Below are 19,004 nucleotides of genomic sequence, written 5' to 3' on the forward strand. Positions count from 1 at the left end.
CCTTTCTCTTTGCGGGGCCGGCTCTCGCGTCAACTGTGGGCTGTTGCGGCAAGAACGACCCCGCGGGTGGAGATTTTTGCCGGTCGCGGTCCCGGCAGGGGGCCGGAACTGCCGCCCTGCCCCACCCGTCCGCCCGTCCGGCACCATGGCGGAGGCCGTTCTGAGATTGGCCCGCCCGTTGCATTGTTCCCGCCGCATCGCCGTCGGTGCGCTCCGCCATCCTGAGAGGCCGTTCCATGGATATCCAATCGAACAACATCGCCGCATCCTTGTTCGACGGTCTCGCCCAGTCCCAGCAGAATCAGGGGACGGCGGCGAAGAGCGACCTGTTCTCCAAGATGATGGACCGCATGCTGGCCGACGCCGCCGCGCGCAAGCGCGAGCAGGCGGCCGACGCCGCCCGCGACTCCGCCAGTCAGGCGAAGGAGGCCCGCGACGCCCGCGCAGCCGAGGCCCAGCGCAAGGCGGCCATCCGGGCGGAGCCGAAGCCCGACCTCAGCCGCGACACCCGCGCCCAGGCCGCGCGCCGGAATGATGCGGATGCCGAACCCGCCCGGCCGCAGACCCCGAAGGCCGCCGGGACGGACGGCGACCGCGAGGTCCAGGCCAGGCAGGACGACCGCAAGCCGGCCGGAACCGACAAGGCGAAGGAATCCACCAGGACCGAAGGCGGCAAGGCCGACGGCTCCAGGGCCGATGGCGCCAAATCCGACAGCACGAAGTCCGGCGGCACAAAGTCCGACATGGCGAAGAGCGATGCGGCGAAGAGCGGCACCGAGGCCGCCGGTGCGGAGCAGGCGCTGGCGGAGGATGAAACGGACGCGCTGATTGCGGACGCAGGGGCCGAACCGGCGGACCTCGAAACGGCGATGGCCGAAGGGGGCGGCAGCGACGATCCGTCCGCCCGTGATGCCGGCGCGGAAGAGCAGACCGGCGACCAGCCGCTGCCCGCCATCGCCGAGTCCGCCCTGCAGCAGCCGGTGCCGCAGCCCAGCGCGATCATCCTCGCCGGATTGACGGCTCCCGGCCAGACCGCCGACGGTGCGTCCGGCGATGAAGGCCAGGGCGGCGATGGGGCCGCAGCGGCGGCCGGCGCCCCCGCGGCCGGCACCGTCGATCCCGCCGCCCAACTGGCCCAGGCCGCGGCGACCGGCGCTGCGGATGCCGCGGCGAAGCTTGCCGGCGGTGCCGACGCAAAGCCCGTGGACGGGGACGCCGCCCGGCAGGCCCAGGCCGCGGCCCTGAACGGTGCCGGAAGCGGCACGGAAAGCGGTGAGGACGCGGCGGAAGCTCTGCCGGACGATGACTCCGCCCTGCCCGACCGTTTCGCCGACCTGCTGGCCGCCGCCAAGGCGAAGTCCGGCGAAGCGAAGCAGGGCGGCAGGCAGGCCGGCACCGACGGCGGCAGCCGGAACGATGCCCAGCCCCAGACCATGCCGCAGCCCGCCGCAGCCGCCCAAGCGGCTCCCCAACCGGCGGAAACAATTGCCGCGTCGACCGTCAAGGCGACCGGCGCGCTCGACGGGATCGAGGGGGCCGCCGCGGCCGCCGGCTCCGCCCATGGTGCCGCCGGCATGCACACCCATCCGGCGCTGGCCGCCATGGAGGGGATGCATGGCGGCATTGCCGGAGGCATTCCCGGCATCGACCAGCCGCAGGCGACGGCGACGCTGCGCCCGTCGCGCGGCGCCGCCGGCATGCCGATGGGCGTCCATGACCAGATCGCCGTCCACATCAAGAAGCAGGTCGCCGACGAGGTCGACCAGTTCACCATCAACCTGCACCCGGCCGAGCTGGGGCGGATCGACATCAAGCTGGACATCGGCGCCGACGGCCGGGTCAGCGCGATGGTCGCGGTGGAAAGGGCCCAGACGCTCGAACTTCTGCAGCGGGACAGCCGCGGCTTGGAACGCGCCTTGCAAGAGGCTGGGCTGCAGACGGATTCCAACAGCCTGAACTTCAGCCTGCGCGGCGAAGGCAATCCCTTCGGCAACGACGGGCGTGGCGACGGCAAGGGGACCGGAGCGGGACGGCGCGGCCGCGGCACCGACGGAAGCGGCGACGACGACTCCGACGCCGCCGTCTACACCGCGACGCTCGGCAACGGACGTCTCGACATCCGCGCCTGATAACCGGCAGCCCAGCCGCCGCACTCAAGACACCGGCCGCAAGAGCCACGAAGGACGACCGCCATGACCACGACCACCAACAGCTTCGGCCTGCCCGTCAACCAGTACGGCACCTATTCGGGCGGCAAGTCCACCGGGTCGAAGACGGCGGACGAGACGGCGAAGATTCCTCAGACCGACGCCGACAAGACCGCGTCGGCAACCAAGGGGCTGGGTGACAATTTCCAGACGTTCCTCACCATGCTGACCACGCAGATGAAGAACCAGGACCCGCTGAAGCCGCTCGACACCAACGACATGACCAAGCAGTTGGTCGATTTCGCCAATGTCGAGCAGAACATCGGCACCAACAGCCGCCTGGACAAGCTGGTGCAGCTGCAGTCCGCCGGCACCGCCTCCACCAACCTGGCCTATCTCGGCCGCATGGTCGCCTTCGAAGGCGACAGCTTCCAGTACACCCAGGGCATGACCCAGGCCCCGCTGGGCTACGAGTTGGCGACCTCCGCCAAGTCGGTCCGCGTCGACATCCTGGACGCAAAGGGCAACATCGTCCGCTCCATGCAGGGCGAGACCGGCGCCGGGACCAAGCATGCCGTGAACTGGGACTTCAAGGACAACAACGGCCGCGCCGTCCAGCCGGGCGCCTACCGCATGAACGTCGCCCCGGTGTCCGAGAACAAGGACACCACCATCAAGACCACCACCTACACCTTCGGCACCGTGGCCGGCATCGGCAACAACAAGGCCGGCGAGACCGTGCTGAACATCGGCTCCAGCGAAGTCCCGCTGTCCAAGCTGACCATGGTCTACTGACGGCGATTGCGGCGGCGGCGGCCGGGCGTCTGGGGCCGCCGCCCGGGTCTGGCCGGGCAGCTGTCCATTCGGGTTAGGGGTTAACCCGCGATAAAAAGTTAACCCTATCGTTTAGCCATTTGTTAAGTGCCGGCTCCTACAGTACCCCGAAATCGTGGAATCCACATTTTGGGTTGGAGCGTCCGCGCATGGCACTCATAGAACTCGACACCGGCGACGACTCTGCGGCCGGTGCATCGGTCATTGGTCCTGAGGGGCGTCCCATGACCGAAAACGACCTTCCCCCGCCGGACACCAAGCGGTGGGTGATGCGCCGCAAGGCCGAGGTGGTCGCCGGCGTCCGATCGGGCCTGATCAGCCTGGAGGAAGCCTGTCGCCGCTACACGCTGTCGGTGGAGGAATTCCTGTCCTGGCAGCGGCTGATCGACAGCCACGGCATGCGCGGCCTGCGCGCCACCCGCCTGCAGGACTACCGCCCCGGCCAGTCCGTCCGCGACCGCATCGGCGCCGACTGACGCGGCCTGCCGAATCGAAGAAGCGCCGCAGGGCTGTCCTGCGGCGCTTTTTGCGTTCGGGTCCGTGTCGGTTGGGATGAGGATGGCATCCGTCGCCTATTCCCGCCCTTCGCCACACGCTCCGTCGATCAGCGCCGCCGCCGCGCTCGCCACCGCTCCGTTGCCCGGACCGAGATCCAGCGCGCGGCCGGCGGCGTAGGCACCTTCCATCAGCAATTGCAGCTGCCCGGTCAGCCGGTCCGGATCGTCGGCACCGGCGGCGGCGGCCAGCGCGCGCAGGCGGTCGCCGACCATCCGCTTGTGGGCCAGAGCCAGCGCATGGGCGGGGTTGGCCGGATCGCGCAGTTCGGCGGCGGCGGTGGTAAAGGGGCAGCCCTGGAACTTCGGATGGTCGATCCAGTGGCCGAGCGCTACGAACAGCGCCTTCATCTGCGCCCGCGGGTCGCCGGGATGGCGGGCGGTCACCCGGTCCCACCACGCGGCATGCTGGGCGATGTTGCGCTCCAGATAGGCGCAGACCAGATCGTCCTTGGATGCGAAGTTCCGGTACAGGCTCATCTTCGCGACGCCGGATCTGGCGATGATCGTGTCGATGCCGACCGCGCGGATGCCCTCGCGATAGAACAGCTCCGCCGCCGTATCCAGAATCCGCTCGCGCGCCGGCTTCCTGGCCGCTGCCGCCTCTGCCATCCGACCCCACCCGTTCAGGACGGCCGCGCCCAGGGCTTGGCCGTTGACAATGATACAGACCTGTCTCTACCATCGACCGGAAGAGACAGGTCTGTATCATAGCCGGCCGGTCCGGCCCTGACCACAACGACGAACGGAGTTCCGGGGGATGCGCTATTTCGAAGATGTCACGGTGGGCGACCGCTTCACCGGCGGGCCGCTGACGGTCGATGCGGCGGAGATCGTCGCCTATGCCGAGAAGTTCGACCCGCAGCCCTTCCACCTGGACCCGGAGGCGGCGAAGGACACGCTGTTCCGCGGGCTGGCGGCCAGCGGCTGGCACACCGCCGGGATGACCATGCGCATGATCGTCGGCAGCGATGCCGAACTGGCCGGCGGCTATATCGGCATGGGCGTCGACGAGATCGGCTGGCCGCGGCCGACCCGCCCCGGCGACGTCCTGCGATCGAAATGGAGGTGCTGGAGGCCCGGCGCTCCGCCAAGCGTCCCGACCAGGGCGTGCTGCGGGTGAAGACCACCACCTTCAACCAGAAGGACGAGGTGGTGCAGACCATGGTCGCCAACCTGCTGGCGCCCGGCCGCCCAACCTGAACAAGAAAACGCCTGAACAAGAAAAAGCCCCCGCGACCGGACGGGCCGCGGGGGCTTTGGACCTTGCCTTCTGCCGTCAGCGCTTCAGGCCGGCGGTGAAGGCGAAGTTGTCGAAGGAGTTCTCGGCCACCCGGAACCACAGATACTCGTCGTCGCGGAACTTCTTCCACGGCTCGTAGATCTTGGCGAACTTCGGGTTGGTCTTGGCCGTTTCCTCGTACAGCTCGGTGGCGGACTTGTAGCAGGCCTCCATCACGTCGCGCGGGAAGGGACGCAGCTGGGCGCCGCCGCCGACCAGACGCTTCAGCGCCGCCGGGTTCTCGGCGTCGTACTTGGCGGCCATGGTCAGGTTGGCCTCGAAGCAGGCGGCCTCCAGGACGGCCTGGTACTGCTTGGGCAGCTGTTCCCACTGCTGCTTGTTGACCAGCAGCGAGACGTTCAGCCCGCCTTCCCACCAGCCCGGATAGTAATAGTACTTGGCGACTTTGTTGAAGCCGAGCTTCTCGTCGTCATACGGGCCGATCCACTCGGCGGCGTCGATGGTGCCCTTTTCCAGCGACGGATAGATGTCGCCGCCGGCGATCTGCTGCGGCACGACGCCCAGCTTCGACAGAACCTGGCCGGCGAAGCCGCCGATGCGGAACTTCAGGCCCTTCAGGTCCTCGACGGTCTTGATCTCCTTGCGGAACCAGCCGCCCATCTGCACGCCGGTGTTGCCGGCCGGGAAGTTCATGACGCCATAGCCGTCGAAGAACTCGCGCAGCAGGGCCATGCCGCCGCCGCTGTAGATCCAGGCGTTCTGCTGGCGGGCGTTCAGGCCGAACGGCACCGTCGCGTCGAAGGTGAAGGTCGGATCCTTGCCGACATAATAATAGCTGGCGGTGTGGCCGCATTCGACCGTGCCGTTCTGCACGGCGTCCAGCACCTGCAGGCCGGGGACGATTTCACCGGCGGGGAAGGCGCGGATGGTGAACTTGCCGTCGGTCGCCGCGGCGACGCGCGCCGCGATGGTGTCGGCGCCACCATAGATGGTGTTCAGGCTCTTGGGGAAGCTGGAGGCGAGACGCCAGTGGATTTCCGGCTGGGACTGCGCGATGGCGGGAGCCGCCAGCGTGCTGGCGGCGACGCCGACGCCAGCCGAGGTCAGGAAGGAACGACGCTTCATGAACGTTTCCTCATCGTTGTGGCCATGACGCCCATTGCGTAAAGGCGTCTTTCACCGAACAGCAGACACTATGGTGCCTGAACAATCCTAGAAATCGCAGCGGCTTTCCGGCAAATCGCCAAAATGCATGGCATCCATTCCGGTTTTATTCCATCGCGTGGAAAATACAGCGCGCATGCGCGACTGTACCGGCGCCGACAGTTCGTCGCCGCCCCCGGAATTTTCAAAGCGATGCATCGCAGGACCATGCGAAGACCGGGGTCTGCTCCTGAGAGCATCCATCAGCCGCATCGATCAACCGCGGAACCGTCTTGCCGTCACCTGAATGGTTACGTGTACCGATGATATATTCGACGTCCGGAAAGGCACACACCCCTACTTTCGTTCAGGGGTCAGGCAGGACGGGAGTCGCTTCCCCATGCCGCGGGCAAGCGCTTCGTGCACACATAAAAGCGAGCGCGCAAAATTACATACAGCTTGCGGCTTCGAGCCGGCGGGGATGCTTGGCGTGTTTGCGCCGCGGTCGGGGCGGTGGATTGGCCACCGCCCGCGCCGCACCGACGGAGGGCAAGAGGATGAACCAGATCCTCACTCTCCTGATCCTGCTGTTGCAGCTGCTTAAGCTGGTGCTTGAGTATCTGAACCGCTGATCGGGTGGGTGTGCCGGGGAGGACGCCCCGGCACACCCACCCCAAAAAGTAATGCGTTTTCACGCCGTCGGCAACGGTTCAACCCGCAAGGATTCACCCCAGCGCGCGCTTCACGATCAGCGACAGCTTGTCCAGCATCGCCGGGTCGCGGTGGGACGGAGCGGTCATGATCGCGTTGTCGAGCGCGGTGTGGCAGCCCTGGGCGCAGGGGCCGTCGCGGTGCGCCACCTTGGGCGCCAGCGCCGACACCAGCGAGCGCGCCTTGCCGGCATTGGCGACCACCACCTTGATCACCGCATCGACCGAGACATGGTCGTGCCCCTCGTGCCAGCAATCATAGTCGGTGACCATCGCGACGGTCGCGTAGCACATCTCCGCCTCGCGGGCGAGCTTGGCCTCCGGCATGTTGGTCATGCCGATCACGTCGCAGCCCCAGCTGCGGTAGAGGTTCGATTCGGCGACGGTGGAGAATTGCGGCCCCTCCATCACCATGTAGGTGCCGCGCCGCTGGTGCGGGATGTCCAGTTCGGCCAGCGCCTGCTCGATCAGGTCGCCCAGCCGGCCGCAGACGGGATGGCCCAGCGCCACATGGGCGACCAGCCCGCTGCCGAAGAAGGTCTTGTCGCGGGCGAAGGTGCGGTCGATGAACTGGTCGATCACCACGAAGGTGCCCGGCGGCAGATGCTCCTTCAGCGAACCGACCGCGGAAACCGACAGGATGTCGGTCACGCCCAGCTGCTTCAGCGCGTGGATGTTGGCGCGGAAGTTCAGCTCCGACGGCGGAATCCGATGCCCGCGGCCATGGCGCGGCAGGAAGACCAGCTTGCGGCCCTCGAACTCGCCGGTCAGCAGCTGGTCGGACGGGTCGCCGAAGGGCGTCGTCACCGTGACCCAGCGTGTGTTCTCCAGCCCGTCGATGTCGTAAAGGCCGCTGCCGCCGATCACGCCCAGAACTGCGTCGTTCCCCATGGTCCGCTTTCTCCCGCTGACGATGGCGCGAGTATTTCGGGCATGGAGGAGGATTGCAACCGTCGCAGAGCCGGGACCGGAGGCCGCTACCCGGCCGCCTCTACCCGGCCGCCGCCGGCCGCCGGGGTCCGGCCAGACACAGCAGCAATGCCCCCAGCAGCAGCCCGGCGGCCAGCCCGCCGGCATGGGCGCCCCAGCCGACCTCCGCCAGAGGAGAGCCGGCAGGCGGCGGCATCAGCGTCATCGCCGCGTTGAGCAGCGCGAAGACGAGGATCGCCCCCTGCACCAGCCGCCGGGGAAGCCGCCGCGACAGCAGACCGAAGCGCGGGCGCATCCACAGGAAAGCCCCCATCAGCGCGCAGATCGCCCCGCTCGCCCCGATCAGCGGCGCCATCCGGTCGGCGGCCAGCAGCCCCTCGGTCAGCGCCGCCGCCACGGTGCCGGCGAAGAACAGCAGCAGATAGCGCAAGTGCCCGGCCTCGCGCTCCACCACGTCGCCCAGCAGCCACAGAACCGCCATGTTGGAGGTCAGGTGCGTGAGGTCGCCGTGGATCAGCACATGCCCGAACAGCCCGCGCCACAGGGCGGCGGTGGGCAGCGGCCCGGCCAGCTCGACCGTTCCGAAGAAATAGGCGGGCACGAAGGCGAAGGATTCCGGCGGAAGCTTCAGGACGAAGGCAAGGACGCAGACCAGGATGACGCTGCGGTTGGCATAGGGCGGCAGGGGCGCGGCGATGACCGGACGCTTCCCGCCTCCCCTGCCCCGCCCCTGCCGGTCCCCCTGCCCATCCCCCTGCCGATCCAGAGCCAGCGCCATCCCCCGCCTCCGCCCTTCGGTCACGCCACGCCGGTCCGCCAAGCTTTGCCGCGGCGATCGGTCTCACCCCAATGTAGGAAGGGGTATTGTGGAAGAACAGGCGTTTTCCGCGGCGCCCGGCTCCTTCCTATACCGGTCGGACGGATTGGAGAGGAACCCGCCGACTGTCACAGTGGCTCTACCATCCGGCGAGGATCCCTCCGCCGGACAATGACGACCGGGGAAGAAACGACCATGAACGAACGTCAGGATACCGGCAGCATGACGGTGGAACGCCAGGGCCGCGTCATGGTGCTGACCATGAGCGACGCCGGCACCCGCAACGCGCTCGGCCTGCGCATGATGGCCGCCGGCCGCGACGCGCTGGACGAGGCGACGCACGACCCCGGCATCGGCGCCGTCGTGCTGACGGGGGCCGGCGGCGCCTTCAGCTCGGGCGGGCACCTGAACAACCTCTATCACCACGGCAGCCGCTCGCGGTCGGAGAACCGGGACGGGATCGAGCGCTTCCACGGCTGGGTCCGCGCCATGCGCGAATGCCCCAAGCCGATCGTGGCAGCGGTCGAAGGTCCGGCGGCCGGGGCCGGATTCTCGCTGGCGCTGGCCTGCGACCTGATCGTCGCGGCGGAGGACGCGCAGTTCCTGACCGCCTACGTCAAGGTCGGGCTGACGGCGGACGGCGGCGCCTCCGCCTCGCTGGCCCGCGCGCTGCCGCCGCAGCTTTATGCGGAACTGATGCTGACCGGCGGCCCGGTGGACGCCGCCCGCCTGCATGCGGCGGGTGTCGTCAACCGCGTCACGGCACCGGGACGGGCGCTGCCGGAGGCGGTCGCCTGGGCGCAGACCATCGCCGAGGGCCCGAGCGGCGCCATGGGCCGGGCCAAGAAGCTGATGGAGCTGGCCTATGGCAGCTTCGCCACCCAGCTCGCCCGCGAAAGCGACCTGTTCGTCGAAGCCCTGCACCATGGCGAAGCGAAGGAGGGCATCACCGCCTTCTTCGAAAAGCGCCCGCCGGTGTTCCACAGGCGCTGACCGGGCCGGCCGGTGGCCGTCAGCGGACCAGGACGTGCGCCGCCTCCTTGGTCCGTTCGACCGCCCCGGCCACCTGATTGACCGCCGTGGAGATCGCCGTGATGTTGGCGGTCACCGTCGCCACGGCGGCCGATGCGGTCTGCATGTTGGCCGACATGTTCTGGGTGACGGCGCTCTGCTCCTCCACCGCGGAGGCGGTGCCGGTCACATGCTCCCGCACGACGGAGACCGCCTCGCGGATGGCGTTCAGGGCGCCGGCCACTTCGGTGGAGGTCGACTGGATGCCCTCGATTTCGGCGGAGATCTGTTCCGTCGCCTTGCCGGCCTGATTGGCAAGGTTCTTCACTTCGCTCGCCACGACGGCGAAGCCCTTGCCGGCCTCCCCCGCGCGGGCCGCTTCGATGGTGGCGTTCAAGGCCAGCAGGTTGATCTGGCCGGCGATGGAGTTGATGAGCCCGACGATGCCGTTCATCGCCTGGGCGGCGGCGGCCAGCCGGTCGGTGCTTTCCGCCACCGCCACGGTGCGGTCGAAGGCGCCATCGGTCGCGGCACGCGCGCGGACCATGCTCTGCGAGATCTCGGCGATAGAGGCGACCAGTTCCTCAGCGCTGGCGGCCACCGCCTGGACGCTGGCCGACGTCGAGCCGGCAGCGGTGTTGGCGGAGCCCGCCTCCCCCAGCGACAGGCGAAGAGCCTGATCGACCTCGCCGAAATTCTTGTCGATCATCACCTTCAGATTGTTCAGCAGGGCGACCTGGGCGGTGACGTCCACCGCGAACTTGACGACCTTCGTGACCTGCCCTTTCTCGTCGAAGATCGGGTTGTAGGCCCCTTCGATCCAAACGGCGTTGCCGGACTTGCCGATGCGCTTGTACTGTGCGGCCTGGAACTCGCCGCGGCGCAGGGTGTCCCAGAAGCGGGTGTAGTCGGCGCTGTTGCGCTGGGCCGGTTCGACGAACATGCTGTGATGCTTGCCGATCACCTCGTCCCGGCGATAGCCCATCACCTTCAGGAAATTGTCATTCGCTTTGGTGATGGTTCCGTCCGTGGTGAATTCGATCACCGCCTGAGACCGGCTGATCGCCGCCATCTGCGCCGCATAGTCGAGATTTTCCAGCCGTTCCTTGGCGTCGGCCCATTCGACGACGAAGCCGATGCGCTGGGTGCCTTCGGTTAGCGGGGTCACCAGCAGGTCGAACTGATGGCCGCCGACCTTGATGGTGGCGTTGTACGGCTTGGTCAGCGTGGCCAGCATCCGGCGTTGGTGGTCAGGGTTCTTGTGGAACACGTCGATGTTGCTGCCGACCAGCCGGCTGACGTCCAGCCGAGGCAAATCCTTGCGCAGGTCGCCTTCCGCTTCGCGCAGCAGCGTCACCACCGCCGGATTGACGTAGACGATGGTCAGATCCTCGTCGGCCACCATCACCTTCGCCCGCAGGGCATCGAGCGCCGACATCTTCCGCGCCAGCGCCCGGTTGACTTTTCCCCGTCCGAACATCGCCCCACCCCACCACAGTCCATAATATGTGGACTGATGATACATAAGCATGCGAACGGTTCTATTGGGGAAACTCCGGCAATCGCCGAAATTTGAAAATGTCACAATACGCTTTTCTAGAAGAATTCTATAATCCCCGATTGAAGTTGCCGCCCACCAACACACGCCCCAATTAACAAGATATCGCTTTGGCGGCCAGTCAATGGACTGAAGTTCTTATTACTCGATGCATGAAGTTTATCGTCGGGAGCAACAAGGCGACCATTTGGCTCCCGTTGCGCGACCACGCGACACCCCGCCGCAATTGACACATGCGCAGGTTCCACATGGTGTTGCGGGGCCGGCGGGGATATCTCCCGCCCGGCGATCCGAAAGGAGGTGACGCGAGTGAAGAAGTTCCTGAAGTGGCTCGACCGCTTCTGGTTCAAGTTGAAGATCGAGTTCCAAGCCGGCTTCAACAAGGACCGGGATAGCTAAGGGCCGACGGGCGGGGCCGGGAAACCGGCTTCGCCTTCAGGATGGAAACTCGCGTCACCTCCTGCCCACAAAGCTACCATGGCCGCCGCGGAGTTCAAGGCGGCAGACGGACGACACGACACCGCCCGATGGATTGCAGCGGCGGCAGACCCGCCATTGGGAGGAGATCGCGCCCGACGAACATGCCGCCATACGTTTGCATGTTGCCGCCCCAAGCCGCATAGTTGTATAAGCTTCGGGCATGACACAACCGCGCCGTCCCTTGTCCGATGCCGAAAGGCTCGATTGGATTCGCCTCATCCGCACCGAGAATGTGGGGCCGATCACCTTTCATCGCCTGCTGGAGCAGTATGGCAGCGCCCGCACGGCGCTGGACGCCCTGCCGGAACTGGCGCGGCGCGGCGGACGGACGAAGCCGCTTCGTGTGGCGTCCAAGGCCGATGCGGAGCGGGAGATGCAGGCGAACCGCCGCTTCGGCGCCCGGCTGATCTGCGCCTGCGAACCCGACTATCCGGAACCGCTGGCCGCGGTCGACGATGCGCCGCCGGTGATCTCGGTGGCAGGGCATGCCCATCTGCTGAGGCGGCGCGCGGTCGCCATCGTCGGGGCGCGCAACGCCTCGCTGAACGCCAAGAAGTTCGCCGAGTCGCTGGCACGGGAGCTTGGCGCGGCCGGGCTGCTGGTCGTCTCCGGCCTTGCCCGCGGCATCGACACCGCCGCCCATGCCGGCTCGATCGCCGGCGGCACCGCCGCGGTGCTGGCGGGCGGCATCGACGTCGTCTATCCGCCGGAGAATGAAGGACTCTACCGCGACATCGTGGCGCAGGGCGTGGTGGTGGCGGAAAGCGCCATCGGCACCCAGCCGCAGGCCCGTCATTTTCCCCGCCGCAACCGCCTGATCTCCGGCCTGTCGCTGGGCGTGCTGGTGGTGGAGGCGGCGCTGCGTTCCGGCTCGCTCATCACCGCTCGGATGGCGCTGGAACAGGGGCGCGAGGTGATGGCGGTGCCGGGTTCCCCGCTCGACCCGCGCTGCCACGGCACCAACAATCTGCTGCGCCAGGGGGCGACGCTGGTGGAGAGGGCCGACGACGTGCTGCGCGCCATCGAAAACCTGCGCCCGCCGACGCTGGCGGAACGGCCGCGCGACCTGTTCAGCGCCGCCGGATTGACCGCCGGACCCACCGCGGAACCGGACGAATCCGACCTTGCGAAGGCACGCGCCCTGGTGCTGGAAAACCTCGGCCCCTCGCCCGTCACCATTGACGAACTCGTCCGCGGGTGCCAATTGTCCGCTCCGGTGGTGCTGACCGTGGTTCTGGAACTTGAGCTTGCCGGCCGAGTCCAGCGTCTTCCCGGTCATCAGGTCTCTCTCGCCTGATCGGCAGCGCCGTGGTTTGAGTGGGCATACGCGAAGGGCTGGTTTCTTGCCGGGCAGCAACGTCGTCATCGTCGAATCGCCGGCCAAGGCGAAGACCATCAACAAGTATCTGGGCGACGACTACACCGTCATCGCCAGCTTCGGCCATGTCCGCGACCTTCCGGCGCGGGACGGGTCGGTGCGCCCGGATGAAGACTTCGCGATGGAATGGGAGCTGGGCGACCGCTCCCGGCGCCACATCGACGAGATCGCCAAGGCGGTGAAGTCGGCCGACCGCGTCTATCTCGCAACCGACCCGGATCGCGAGGGAGAGGCCATCGCCTGGCACCTGTCGGAGCTGCTGCGCGAAAAGCACCTGACCGACAATCGCGACGTCCAGCGCATCACCTTCAACGAGATCACCAAGAGCGCGGTGCAGGCCGCCATCGCCAACCCGCGCGACGTGTCGCGCGAACTGGTCGACGCCTATCTGGCGCGCCGGGCGCTGGATTATCTGGTCGGCTTCACCCTGTCGCCGGTGCTGTGGCGCAAGCTGCCGGGCTCCAAGTCGGCCGGCCGCGTGCAGTCTGTGGCGCTGCGCCTGATCTGCGAGCGCGAGTCGGAGATCGAGGTCTTCAAGCCGCAGGAATACTGGTCCATCGCGGTGGGCTTCACCACGCCGGCCGGCTCCTCCTTCACGGCGTCGCTGACCCAGCTGGACGGGAAGAAGCTCGACAAGTTCGGCCTGCCCAACCGCGAGGCGGCCGAGGCCGCGGTGGCGAAGATCCGCCCGCAGGCCTTCGCCGTGTCGCAGGTGGAGCGCAAGCAGAGCCGCCGCAACCCGTCGCCGCCCTTCACCACCTCCACCCTGCAGCAGGAGGCCTCGCGCAAGCTGGGCTTCGGCGCCACCCGCACCATGCGCACGGCGCAGCGGCTGTATGAGGGCGTGGACATCGGCGGCGAGACGGTCGGCCTCATCACCTATATGCGAACCGACGGCGTCAGCCTGTCGCAGGAAGCCATCGACGGCGCCCGCAGCCTGATCGGCTCCCAGTATGGCGAGCGCTACGTGCCGGCCCAGCCGCGCGTCTACAAGACCGCCGCCAAGAACGCCCAGGAGGCCCACGAGGCCATCCGGCCGACCGACCTGCAGCGCCGCCCGGACACGGTCTCCGCCTATCTGGAAGGGGACGAGCTGCGGCTCTACGAGCTGATCTGGAAGCGCACGCTGGCCAGCCAGATGGAAAGCGCCGTTCTGGACCAGGTGGCGGTGGACATCGCCAGCCCGTCGAAGGACGTGGTGCTGCGCGCCACCGGCTCCATCGTCGTGTTCGACGGCTTCCTGAAGGTCTACCAGGAGGACCGCGACGACGCGGCCGAGGACGACCAGCAGGAGCGCCGCCTGCCGGCGATGGACCAGGGCGATGCGCTCGACCGCGGCGACATCAATCCGGAACAGCATTTCACCCAGCCGCCGCCGCGCTATTCCGAAGCCAGCCTCGTCAAGAAGCTGGAAGAACTCGGGATCGGCCGGCCGTCCACCTACGCCTCGATCCTGCAGGTGCTGCAAGACCGCAATTACGTCCGGCTGGACAAGCGGCGCTTCATTCCGGAGGACCGCGGCCGGCTGGTGACCGCCTTCCTGGAGAATTTCTTCCACCGCTATGTGGAGTACAACTTCACGGCGGAGCTGGAGAACCAGCTGGACGAGATCTCCGACGGCAAGATCGACTGGAAGACCGTCCTGCGCGATTTCTGGACCGCCTTCGACGCGGCGGTGAACGGCACCAAGGATCTGACGATCACCCAGGTGCTGACCACGCTCGACAACGAGCTGGGCGCCCATTTCTTCCCCGCCGCCACCGAGGACGGCCACGACCCGCGCGTCTGCCCGGTCTGCCGCGAGGGCCGGCTGGGGCTGAAGCTGGGCAAGATGGGCGCCTTCATCGGCTGCTCGCGCTATCCGGAGTGCCGCTACACCCGGCCGCTGGCCGTCGCCAACGACGAGAACGGCGAGGCGCAGGAAGGCCCGCGCGAGCTGGGCAACGATCCGGAAACCGGCCTGCCGGTGACGGTGCGCCGCGGCCCCTTCGGCGCCTACATCCAGCTGGGTCCGGCGCCGGCCGCCGCGACTCCGCCTGAGGAACCGGCCGCCGAGGAGCCCGCTGCCGACGGCAAGAAGCCCAAGGCGAAGAAAAAGAAGAAGGACGACACGCCGAAGCCCAAGCGGGTGTCCCTGCCCAAGGGCATGGCCGCGGCCGACGTCGATCTCGACACCGCGCTGAAGCTGCTGGCCCTGCCCCGCAGCATCGGCAATCACCCGGAAACGGGCGAGGAGATCAGCGCCGGTATCGGCCGCTTCGGTCCCTACCTGAAGCATGGCAGCGTCTACAAGTCGCTGACGCCGGACGACGACGTGCTGACCATCGGCATCAACCGCGCTGTCGACCTGCTGGCCGGTGCGGCCAAGAAGGCGTCGGCCCCGGCCAAGACGCTGGGCGACCATCCCAAGACCGGCAAGCCGATCACCATGGGCTCCGGCCGCTTCGGCCCCTATGTGAAGCACGCCAGCGTCTATGCCTCGATCCCCAAGGGGACCGAGCCGGACAGCGTCACGCTGGAACAGGCGCTGGAGCTGATCGACGCCAAGGTCGCCAAGGACGCCGCCAAGAAGGGCAAGGCCCCGAAGGACGCCGAACCGGCCAAGGCCGAGGGCACGGAGGCGGAGAAGCCCGCCAAGGCGAAGGCCCCGGCAAAGACCGCGGCCAAGAAGCCCGCCGCCAAGAAGGCGACCAAGGCCAAGGCGGCCAAGGACGCTCCGGCGGAGGCCGCGGCACCGAAGAAGAAGACCGCCAAGGCATCGTGACCGGGCGGCAGGCGGCGCATGGCTGGGATTGAGCGATGGCGACGATCCGTGAAGCGCTGCTTGCCGCCCTCGACCACCACGCCGCCGGCCGGCTCGATGCGGCAGCGACGCTCTACGGCCGCATCATCGAGGCCGATCACGGCCAGGCGGATGCCCATCATCTGCTGGGCGTAGCGCTGACGCAGATGGGGCGCGCGGCCGAGGCCGTCGCGTCCTTCCGGACGGCGATCCGTCTCGGGCCGGAACTGGCCTCCTACCGGTCGAATGCCGGAAATGCCCTGAAGGCGCTCGGGCGGCAGGACGACGCGCGCGCCTGCTGCCGCGTCGCGCTTGCCCTGGAACCCGATCATCCGGATGCGCTGGGCAATCTCGCCGCCATGACCGCCGATCCGGCCGAAGCGCTGGCGCTTGCCCGCCGCAGTGGCCGTCTCGACCCGCTGAAGGAAGAGACGGCGTTCAATTGCGGCGTTCTGCTGCGCCGGCTCGGGCGCGGGGAGAGGCGCTGGACAGCTTCCGCGCCTGCCTGCCGCTGTCGCCCGCCCATGCCGCGGCGCTTCATGCCACGGCCGAACTGCTGGAAGCCGACCGGCCGGCGGAGGCCGCCGTCACCTTCCTGCGGGTCGCCCGTCTGGTCCCGGACTCCTTCGGCTCGACCCTTCGCGCCGCCATGGCCCTGTCGCGATCCGGCGCGGTGGACGGCGCCATTGCGCTCCTCGACGATCTGGTCCGCAAGGCCCCGGATTTGGCGGAGGCCCACTTCAACCGCGCCGGCCTTCATCACGAATCGGGCAGCCTGGAGGCCGCGTCGGCCGGCTACCGCCGGACGCTTGCGCTGACGCCGGGCGATGCCGAGGCATGGTACAGCCTCGCGTCCGTCGAGAAGGACCGGCACCGGATGGATGCCGCAACCGCGGGATACCGCCGGGCGCTGGCCGTCGATCCGTCTCTCCAGGCGGCGCAACTCGATCTTCGCCTCGTGCTCGGCCGTCAGTTTCCGGCCTGGCATTTCACCATGCTGGCCGATCAGGCCCGCAATGCCGCCTACCAGCGTGCGATCGGCGCGGCGGTGAAGCCCGGCATGATCGTTCTGGAGATCGGCACCGGTGCCGGCCTGCTCGCCCTGATGGCCGCGAGGGCCGGCGCCGCCCATGTCTACAGCTGCGAACTGTCGCGGCCGCTGGCGGAGCTTGCGCGGGGGATCGTGGCCGATAACGGACTGTCGGACCGGATCACCATCATCAACAAGCGGTCGTCGGAACTGCGCGTCGGACTCGATCTTCCCGAACCGGCCGATCTGCTGATCTCCGAAATCCTCGACGCCGGACTGCTGGGCGAGGGGGCCGCGGCAAGCGTCGCCAAGGCCGCGCGATCCCTGGTGAAGCCCGGCGCCGCGATCCTGCCGCAAGGCGCGGTCATCAAGGCGATGCCGATCGAATGCCCGGCCCTGCGCAGCGTGAACCCGGTCGGCACCATCGCCGGCTTCGACCTGTCCCGGCTGGAGGCGTATCGCAACCCCTCCTACATGGTGCTGGCCTTGAACGACCTGCCGCACCGGCCTCTGGGGCCGCCGACCGATGTCTGCTGGATCGACCTGCGCAATCCGCCCGCGCATGGTCCGGTCGGCTCCGCCCGCCTCTCCATTGCCGCCGACGGTGCCCTGCACGCCATCGCCTTCTGGTTCGAACTGCACATCGACGACCGGACGGTGCTGTCCACCGCCCCCGGGTCGGAGTCGCGCCATTGGCAGCAGGCCCTGCAGTTCCTGACGAGCGACCGGACGGTCCAAGCCGGCGACATGGTCGAAGCCGGCCTGAGCTACATCGCCGGACGCCTTCACTTCTCGATCTGACCATCCCTGCCGCGACGGTCTGTGCCACATCGGCGGCCAAATTCCCTATTTGTGAAGTAGATTTAATTTCAGTTATAGCAGATTTTTCCGTTGAACTCTTTCGCCGGCTGTCGTCTCATTCCACCCGGCCCGCAGGTTCCCCGTGTTACCCGCAGGCCGGGCGCGTTAAGCTGCCGGCGCTGCGCAACCCAAGCAATACGGGAGGACAACGACCATGAGCGCCGCGGTTTCCACACATGAGCCCCATGCCCCGCAGGATGCCCCGATGGTCCTGCGCCAGGACCGCGATGGGGTCGCCACGCTGACGCTGAACCGGCCAAAGGCGCGCAACGCGCTGTCGGTGGGGCTGATGGCGGCGCTGCAGGACGCGCTGGACGCCATAAACGAGGATCGTTCCGTCCGCGCCGTGGTGCTGGCCGGGGCCGGCGGGGCCTTCTGCGCCGGGCATGACCTGAAGGAGATGCGCGCTGCCCCGTCGCGCGAGCTGTACGAAGCGCTGTTCACCCAGTGCTCCCGCCTGATGCTGACGATCAACCGCATCCGCCAGCCGGTGATCGCCAAGGTGCGCGGCGTGGCGACCGCCGCCGGCTGCCAGCTGGTGGCGACCTGCGACCTCGCCTATTGCGAAGAGGACGCGCGTTTCGCCACGCCGGGGGTGAATATCGGGCTGTTCTGCTCGACGCCGATGGTGGCGCTGACCCGCGCGGTCGGGCGCAAGGCGGCGATGGAGATGCTGCTGCTGGGCGACCTGATCGACGCCGAGGAGGCGGAGCGCATCGGCCTCGTCAACCGCGCGGTTCCCGCCGACCAGCTGGACGAGGTGGTGGACGGCGTCGCAGCCAAGATCGCGTCGAAGTCGCCGCTGACGCTCGCCACCGGCAAGGAGGCCTTCTACCGCCAGATCGAACTGGACGCGGAAGGGGCCTATGCCTATGCCGCCCGGGTGATGACCGAGAACATGATGGCGCAGGACGCCGCCGAGGGCATCGACGCCTTCCTGGGCAAGCGGACGCCGGTCTGGTGCGGCCGATGACCGACCTCAAGACGAGCGAGATCAAGGTCACCGATCCGGCCGGCTACACCGACGTCTTCCTGCGCACCGTCCTGGAAAACGCGAAGAGCATCGCCGTGGTTGGGGCCAGCGCCGATCCGGTGAAGGCCAGCTTCTTCGTGATGAAGTATCTGCGCGACAAGGGCTACACGGTGATCCCGGTCAACCCGAAGATGGCCGGGCAGACCATTCTCGGCCTGCCCGTCTACGCCAGCCTGAAGGAGTTACCGGAGCCGCCGGACATGGTGGACGTCTTCCGCAACTCCGCCGCCGCCGGCGGGGTGACGGACGAGGCCATCGCCGCCGGGGCCAAGGTGGTGTGGATGCAGCTGGGCGTGCGCAACGACGAGGCCGCGGCGCGGGCGCAGGCCGCCGGCCTGACCGTGGTGATGGACCGCTGCCCCAAGATGGAGATCCAGCGCCTGTACGGCGAGATCGGCCGGATCGGGGTCAATTCCAATGTGCTGGTGACGCGCCGCATGGCGCCGACGAAATCGTTCAAAAAGCTGATCTGAAAAACTGGGGGAACCACGCA

General features: G+C 68.0%; 15 protein-coding genes and 1 pseudogene. 11 read left to right on the top strand and 5 right to left on the bottom strand.

Annotated elements, in window-relative coordinates:
• Positions 1-236: 236 nt before the first annotated feature.
• From AB8P05_RS04260 to sciP, 3 genes are all read left to right on the top strand, one after another.
• Complete coding sequence (locus AB8P05_RS04260; RefSeq protein ID WP_472758938.1) at positions 237-2,129, top strand: flagellar hook-length control protein FliK; 1,893 nt, start codon at positions 237-239, stop codon at positions 2,127-2,129.
• Between the two features lie 63 nt (positions 2,130-2,192).
• Entirely contained in the window at positions 2,193-2,942 is a 750-nt protein-coding gene (locus AB8P05_RS04265; protein WP_472758939.1) for a flagellar hook assembly protein FlgD, read from the top strand.
• A 188-nt stretch (positions 2,943-3,130) separates the two neighbouring features.
• Positions 3,131-3,457 (top strand): CtrA inhibitor SciP, encoded by a 327-nt coding sequence (gene sciP / locus AB8P05_RS04270; RefSeq protein WP_455172048.1) that lies wholly within the window; start codon positions 3,131-3,133, stop codon positions 3,455-3,457.
• A 96-nt stretch (positions 3,458-3,553) separates the two neighbouring features.
• Here sciP and AB8P05_RS04275 read toward each other — a convergent pair whose 3' ends face one another.
• Entirely contained in the window at positions 3,554-4,147 is a 594-nt protein-coding gene (locus AB8P05_RS04275) for a TetR/AcrR family transcriptional regulator (RefSeq protein ID WP_472758940.1), read from the bottom strand.
• 148 nt (positions 4,148-4,295) lie between these two features.
• On the opposite strand from AB8P05_RS04275, the gene AB8P05_RS04280 reads away from it, so the two are divergent.
• Positions 4,296-4,658, top strand: coding sequence for a MaoC/PaaZ C-terminal domain-containing protein (locus AB8P05_RS04280; RefSeq protein WP_472758941.1), 363 nt, complete (start codon positions 4,296-4,298; stop codon positions 4,656-4,658).
• Positions 4,659-4,814: 156 nt separating this feature from the next.
• On the opposite strand, the gene AB8P05_RS04285 is transcribed toward AB8P05_RS04280, so the two are convergent.
• The 3 genes from AB8P05_RS04285 to AB8P05_RS04295 form a co-directional block, all read right to left on the bottom strand.
• Positions 4,815-5,903 carry a TRAP transporter substrate-binding protein gene (locus tag AB8P05_RS04285; RefSeq protein WP_455172051.1) on the bottom strand — a complete coding sequence of 363 codons (1,089 nt, stop codon included), beginning with the start codon at positions 5,901-5,903 and terminating at the stop codon, positions 4,815-4,817.
• A gap of 743 nt (positions 5,904-6,646) precedes the next feature.
• Complete coding sequence (locus AB8P05_RS04290) at positions 6,647-7,522, bottom strand: S-methyl-5'-thioadenosine phosphorylase (RefSeq protein ID WP_472758942.1); 876 nt, start codon at positions 7,520-7,522, stop codon at positions 6,647-6,649.
• 100 nt (positions 7,523-7,622) lie between these two features.
• The gene (locus AB8P05_RS04295; RefSeq protein ID WP_472758943.1) at positions 7,623-8,339 is read right to left on the bottom strand and encodes a rhomboid family intramembrane serine protease; all 717 of its coding nucleotides are present in this window, start codon (positions 8,337-8,339) and stop codon (positions 7,623-7,625) included.
• A 234-nt stretch (positions 8,340-8,573) separates the two neighbouring features.
• On the opposite strand from AB8P05_RS04295, the gene AB8P05_RS04300 reads away from it, so the two are divergent.
• The gene (locus tag AB8P05_RS04300) at positions 8,574-9,371 is read left to right on the top strand and encodes an oxepin-CoA hydrolase, alternative type (protein WP_472758944.1); all 798 of its coding nucleotides are present in this window, start codon (positions 8,574-8,576) and stop codon (positions 9,369-9,371) included.
• Between the two features lie 19 nt (positions 9,372-9,390).
• Here AB8P05_RS04300 and AB8P05_RS04305 read toward each other — a convergent pair whose 3' ends face one another.
• On the bottom strand, positions 9,391-10,920 hold the full coding sequence (locus AB8P05_RS04305; protein ID WP_472758945.1) for a methyl-accepting chemotaxis protein: 1,530 nt from the start codon (positions 10,918-10,920) through the stop codon (positions 9,391-9,393).
• A 667-nt stretch (positions 10,921-11,587) separates the two neighbouring features.
• On the opposite strand from AB8P05_RS04305, the gene dprA reads away from it, so the two are divergent.
• The 6 genes and pseudogenes from dprA (at position 11,588) to AB8P05_RS04335 (ending at position 18,984) form a co-directional block, all read left to right on the top strand.
• Positions 11,588-12,724, top strand: a complete 1,137-nt coding sequence (gene dprA / locus AB8P05_RS04310; RefSeq protein ID WP_472758946.1) for a DNA-processing protein DprA — start codon at positions 11,588-11,590, stop codon at positions 12,722-12,724.
• A 46-nt stretch (positions 12,725-12,770) separates the two neighbouring features.
• Positions 12,771-15,569, top strand: a complete 2,799-nt coding sequence (topA, locus tag AB8P05_RS04315) for a type I DNA topoisomerase (protein ID WP_472758947.1) — start codon at positions 12,771-12,773, stop codon at positions 15,567-15,569.
• 35 nt (positions 15,570-15,604) lie between these two features.
• A pseudogene (locus AB8P05_RS04320) lies at positions 15,605-15,799 on the top strand (tetratricopeptide repeat protein); the annotation flags it as partial.
• Between the two features lie 230 nt (positions 15,800-16,029).
• The gene (locus AB8P05_RS04325; RefSeq protein WP_472758948.1) at positions 16,030-17,418 is read left to right on the top strand and encodes a tetratricopeptide repeat protein; all 1,389 of its coding nucleotides are present in this window, start codon (positions 16,030-16,032) and stop codon (positions 17,416-17,418) included.
• 214 nt (positions 17,419-17,632) lie between these two features.
• Positions 17,633-18,451 carry an enoyl-CoA hydratase gene (locus tag AB8P05_RS04330; RefSeq protein ID WP_472758949.1) on the top strand — a complete coding sequence of 273 codons (819 nt, stop codon included), beginning with the start codon at positions 17,633-17,635 and terminating at the stop codon, positions 18,449-18,451.
• Complete coding sequence (locus AB8P05_RS04335; protein WP_472758950.1) at positions 18,448-18,984, top strand: CoA-binding protein; 537 nt, start codon at positions 18,448-18,450, stop codon at positions 18,982-18,984. Before AB8P05_RS04330 ends, AB8P05_RS04335 begins: the two co-directional genes overlap by 4 nt.
• The last annotated feature ends 20 nt before the right edge of the window (positions 18,985-19,004 follow it).

This window comes from Azospirillum sp. VT-I1, from assembly GCF_055698305.1.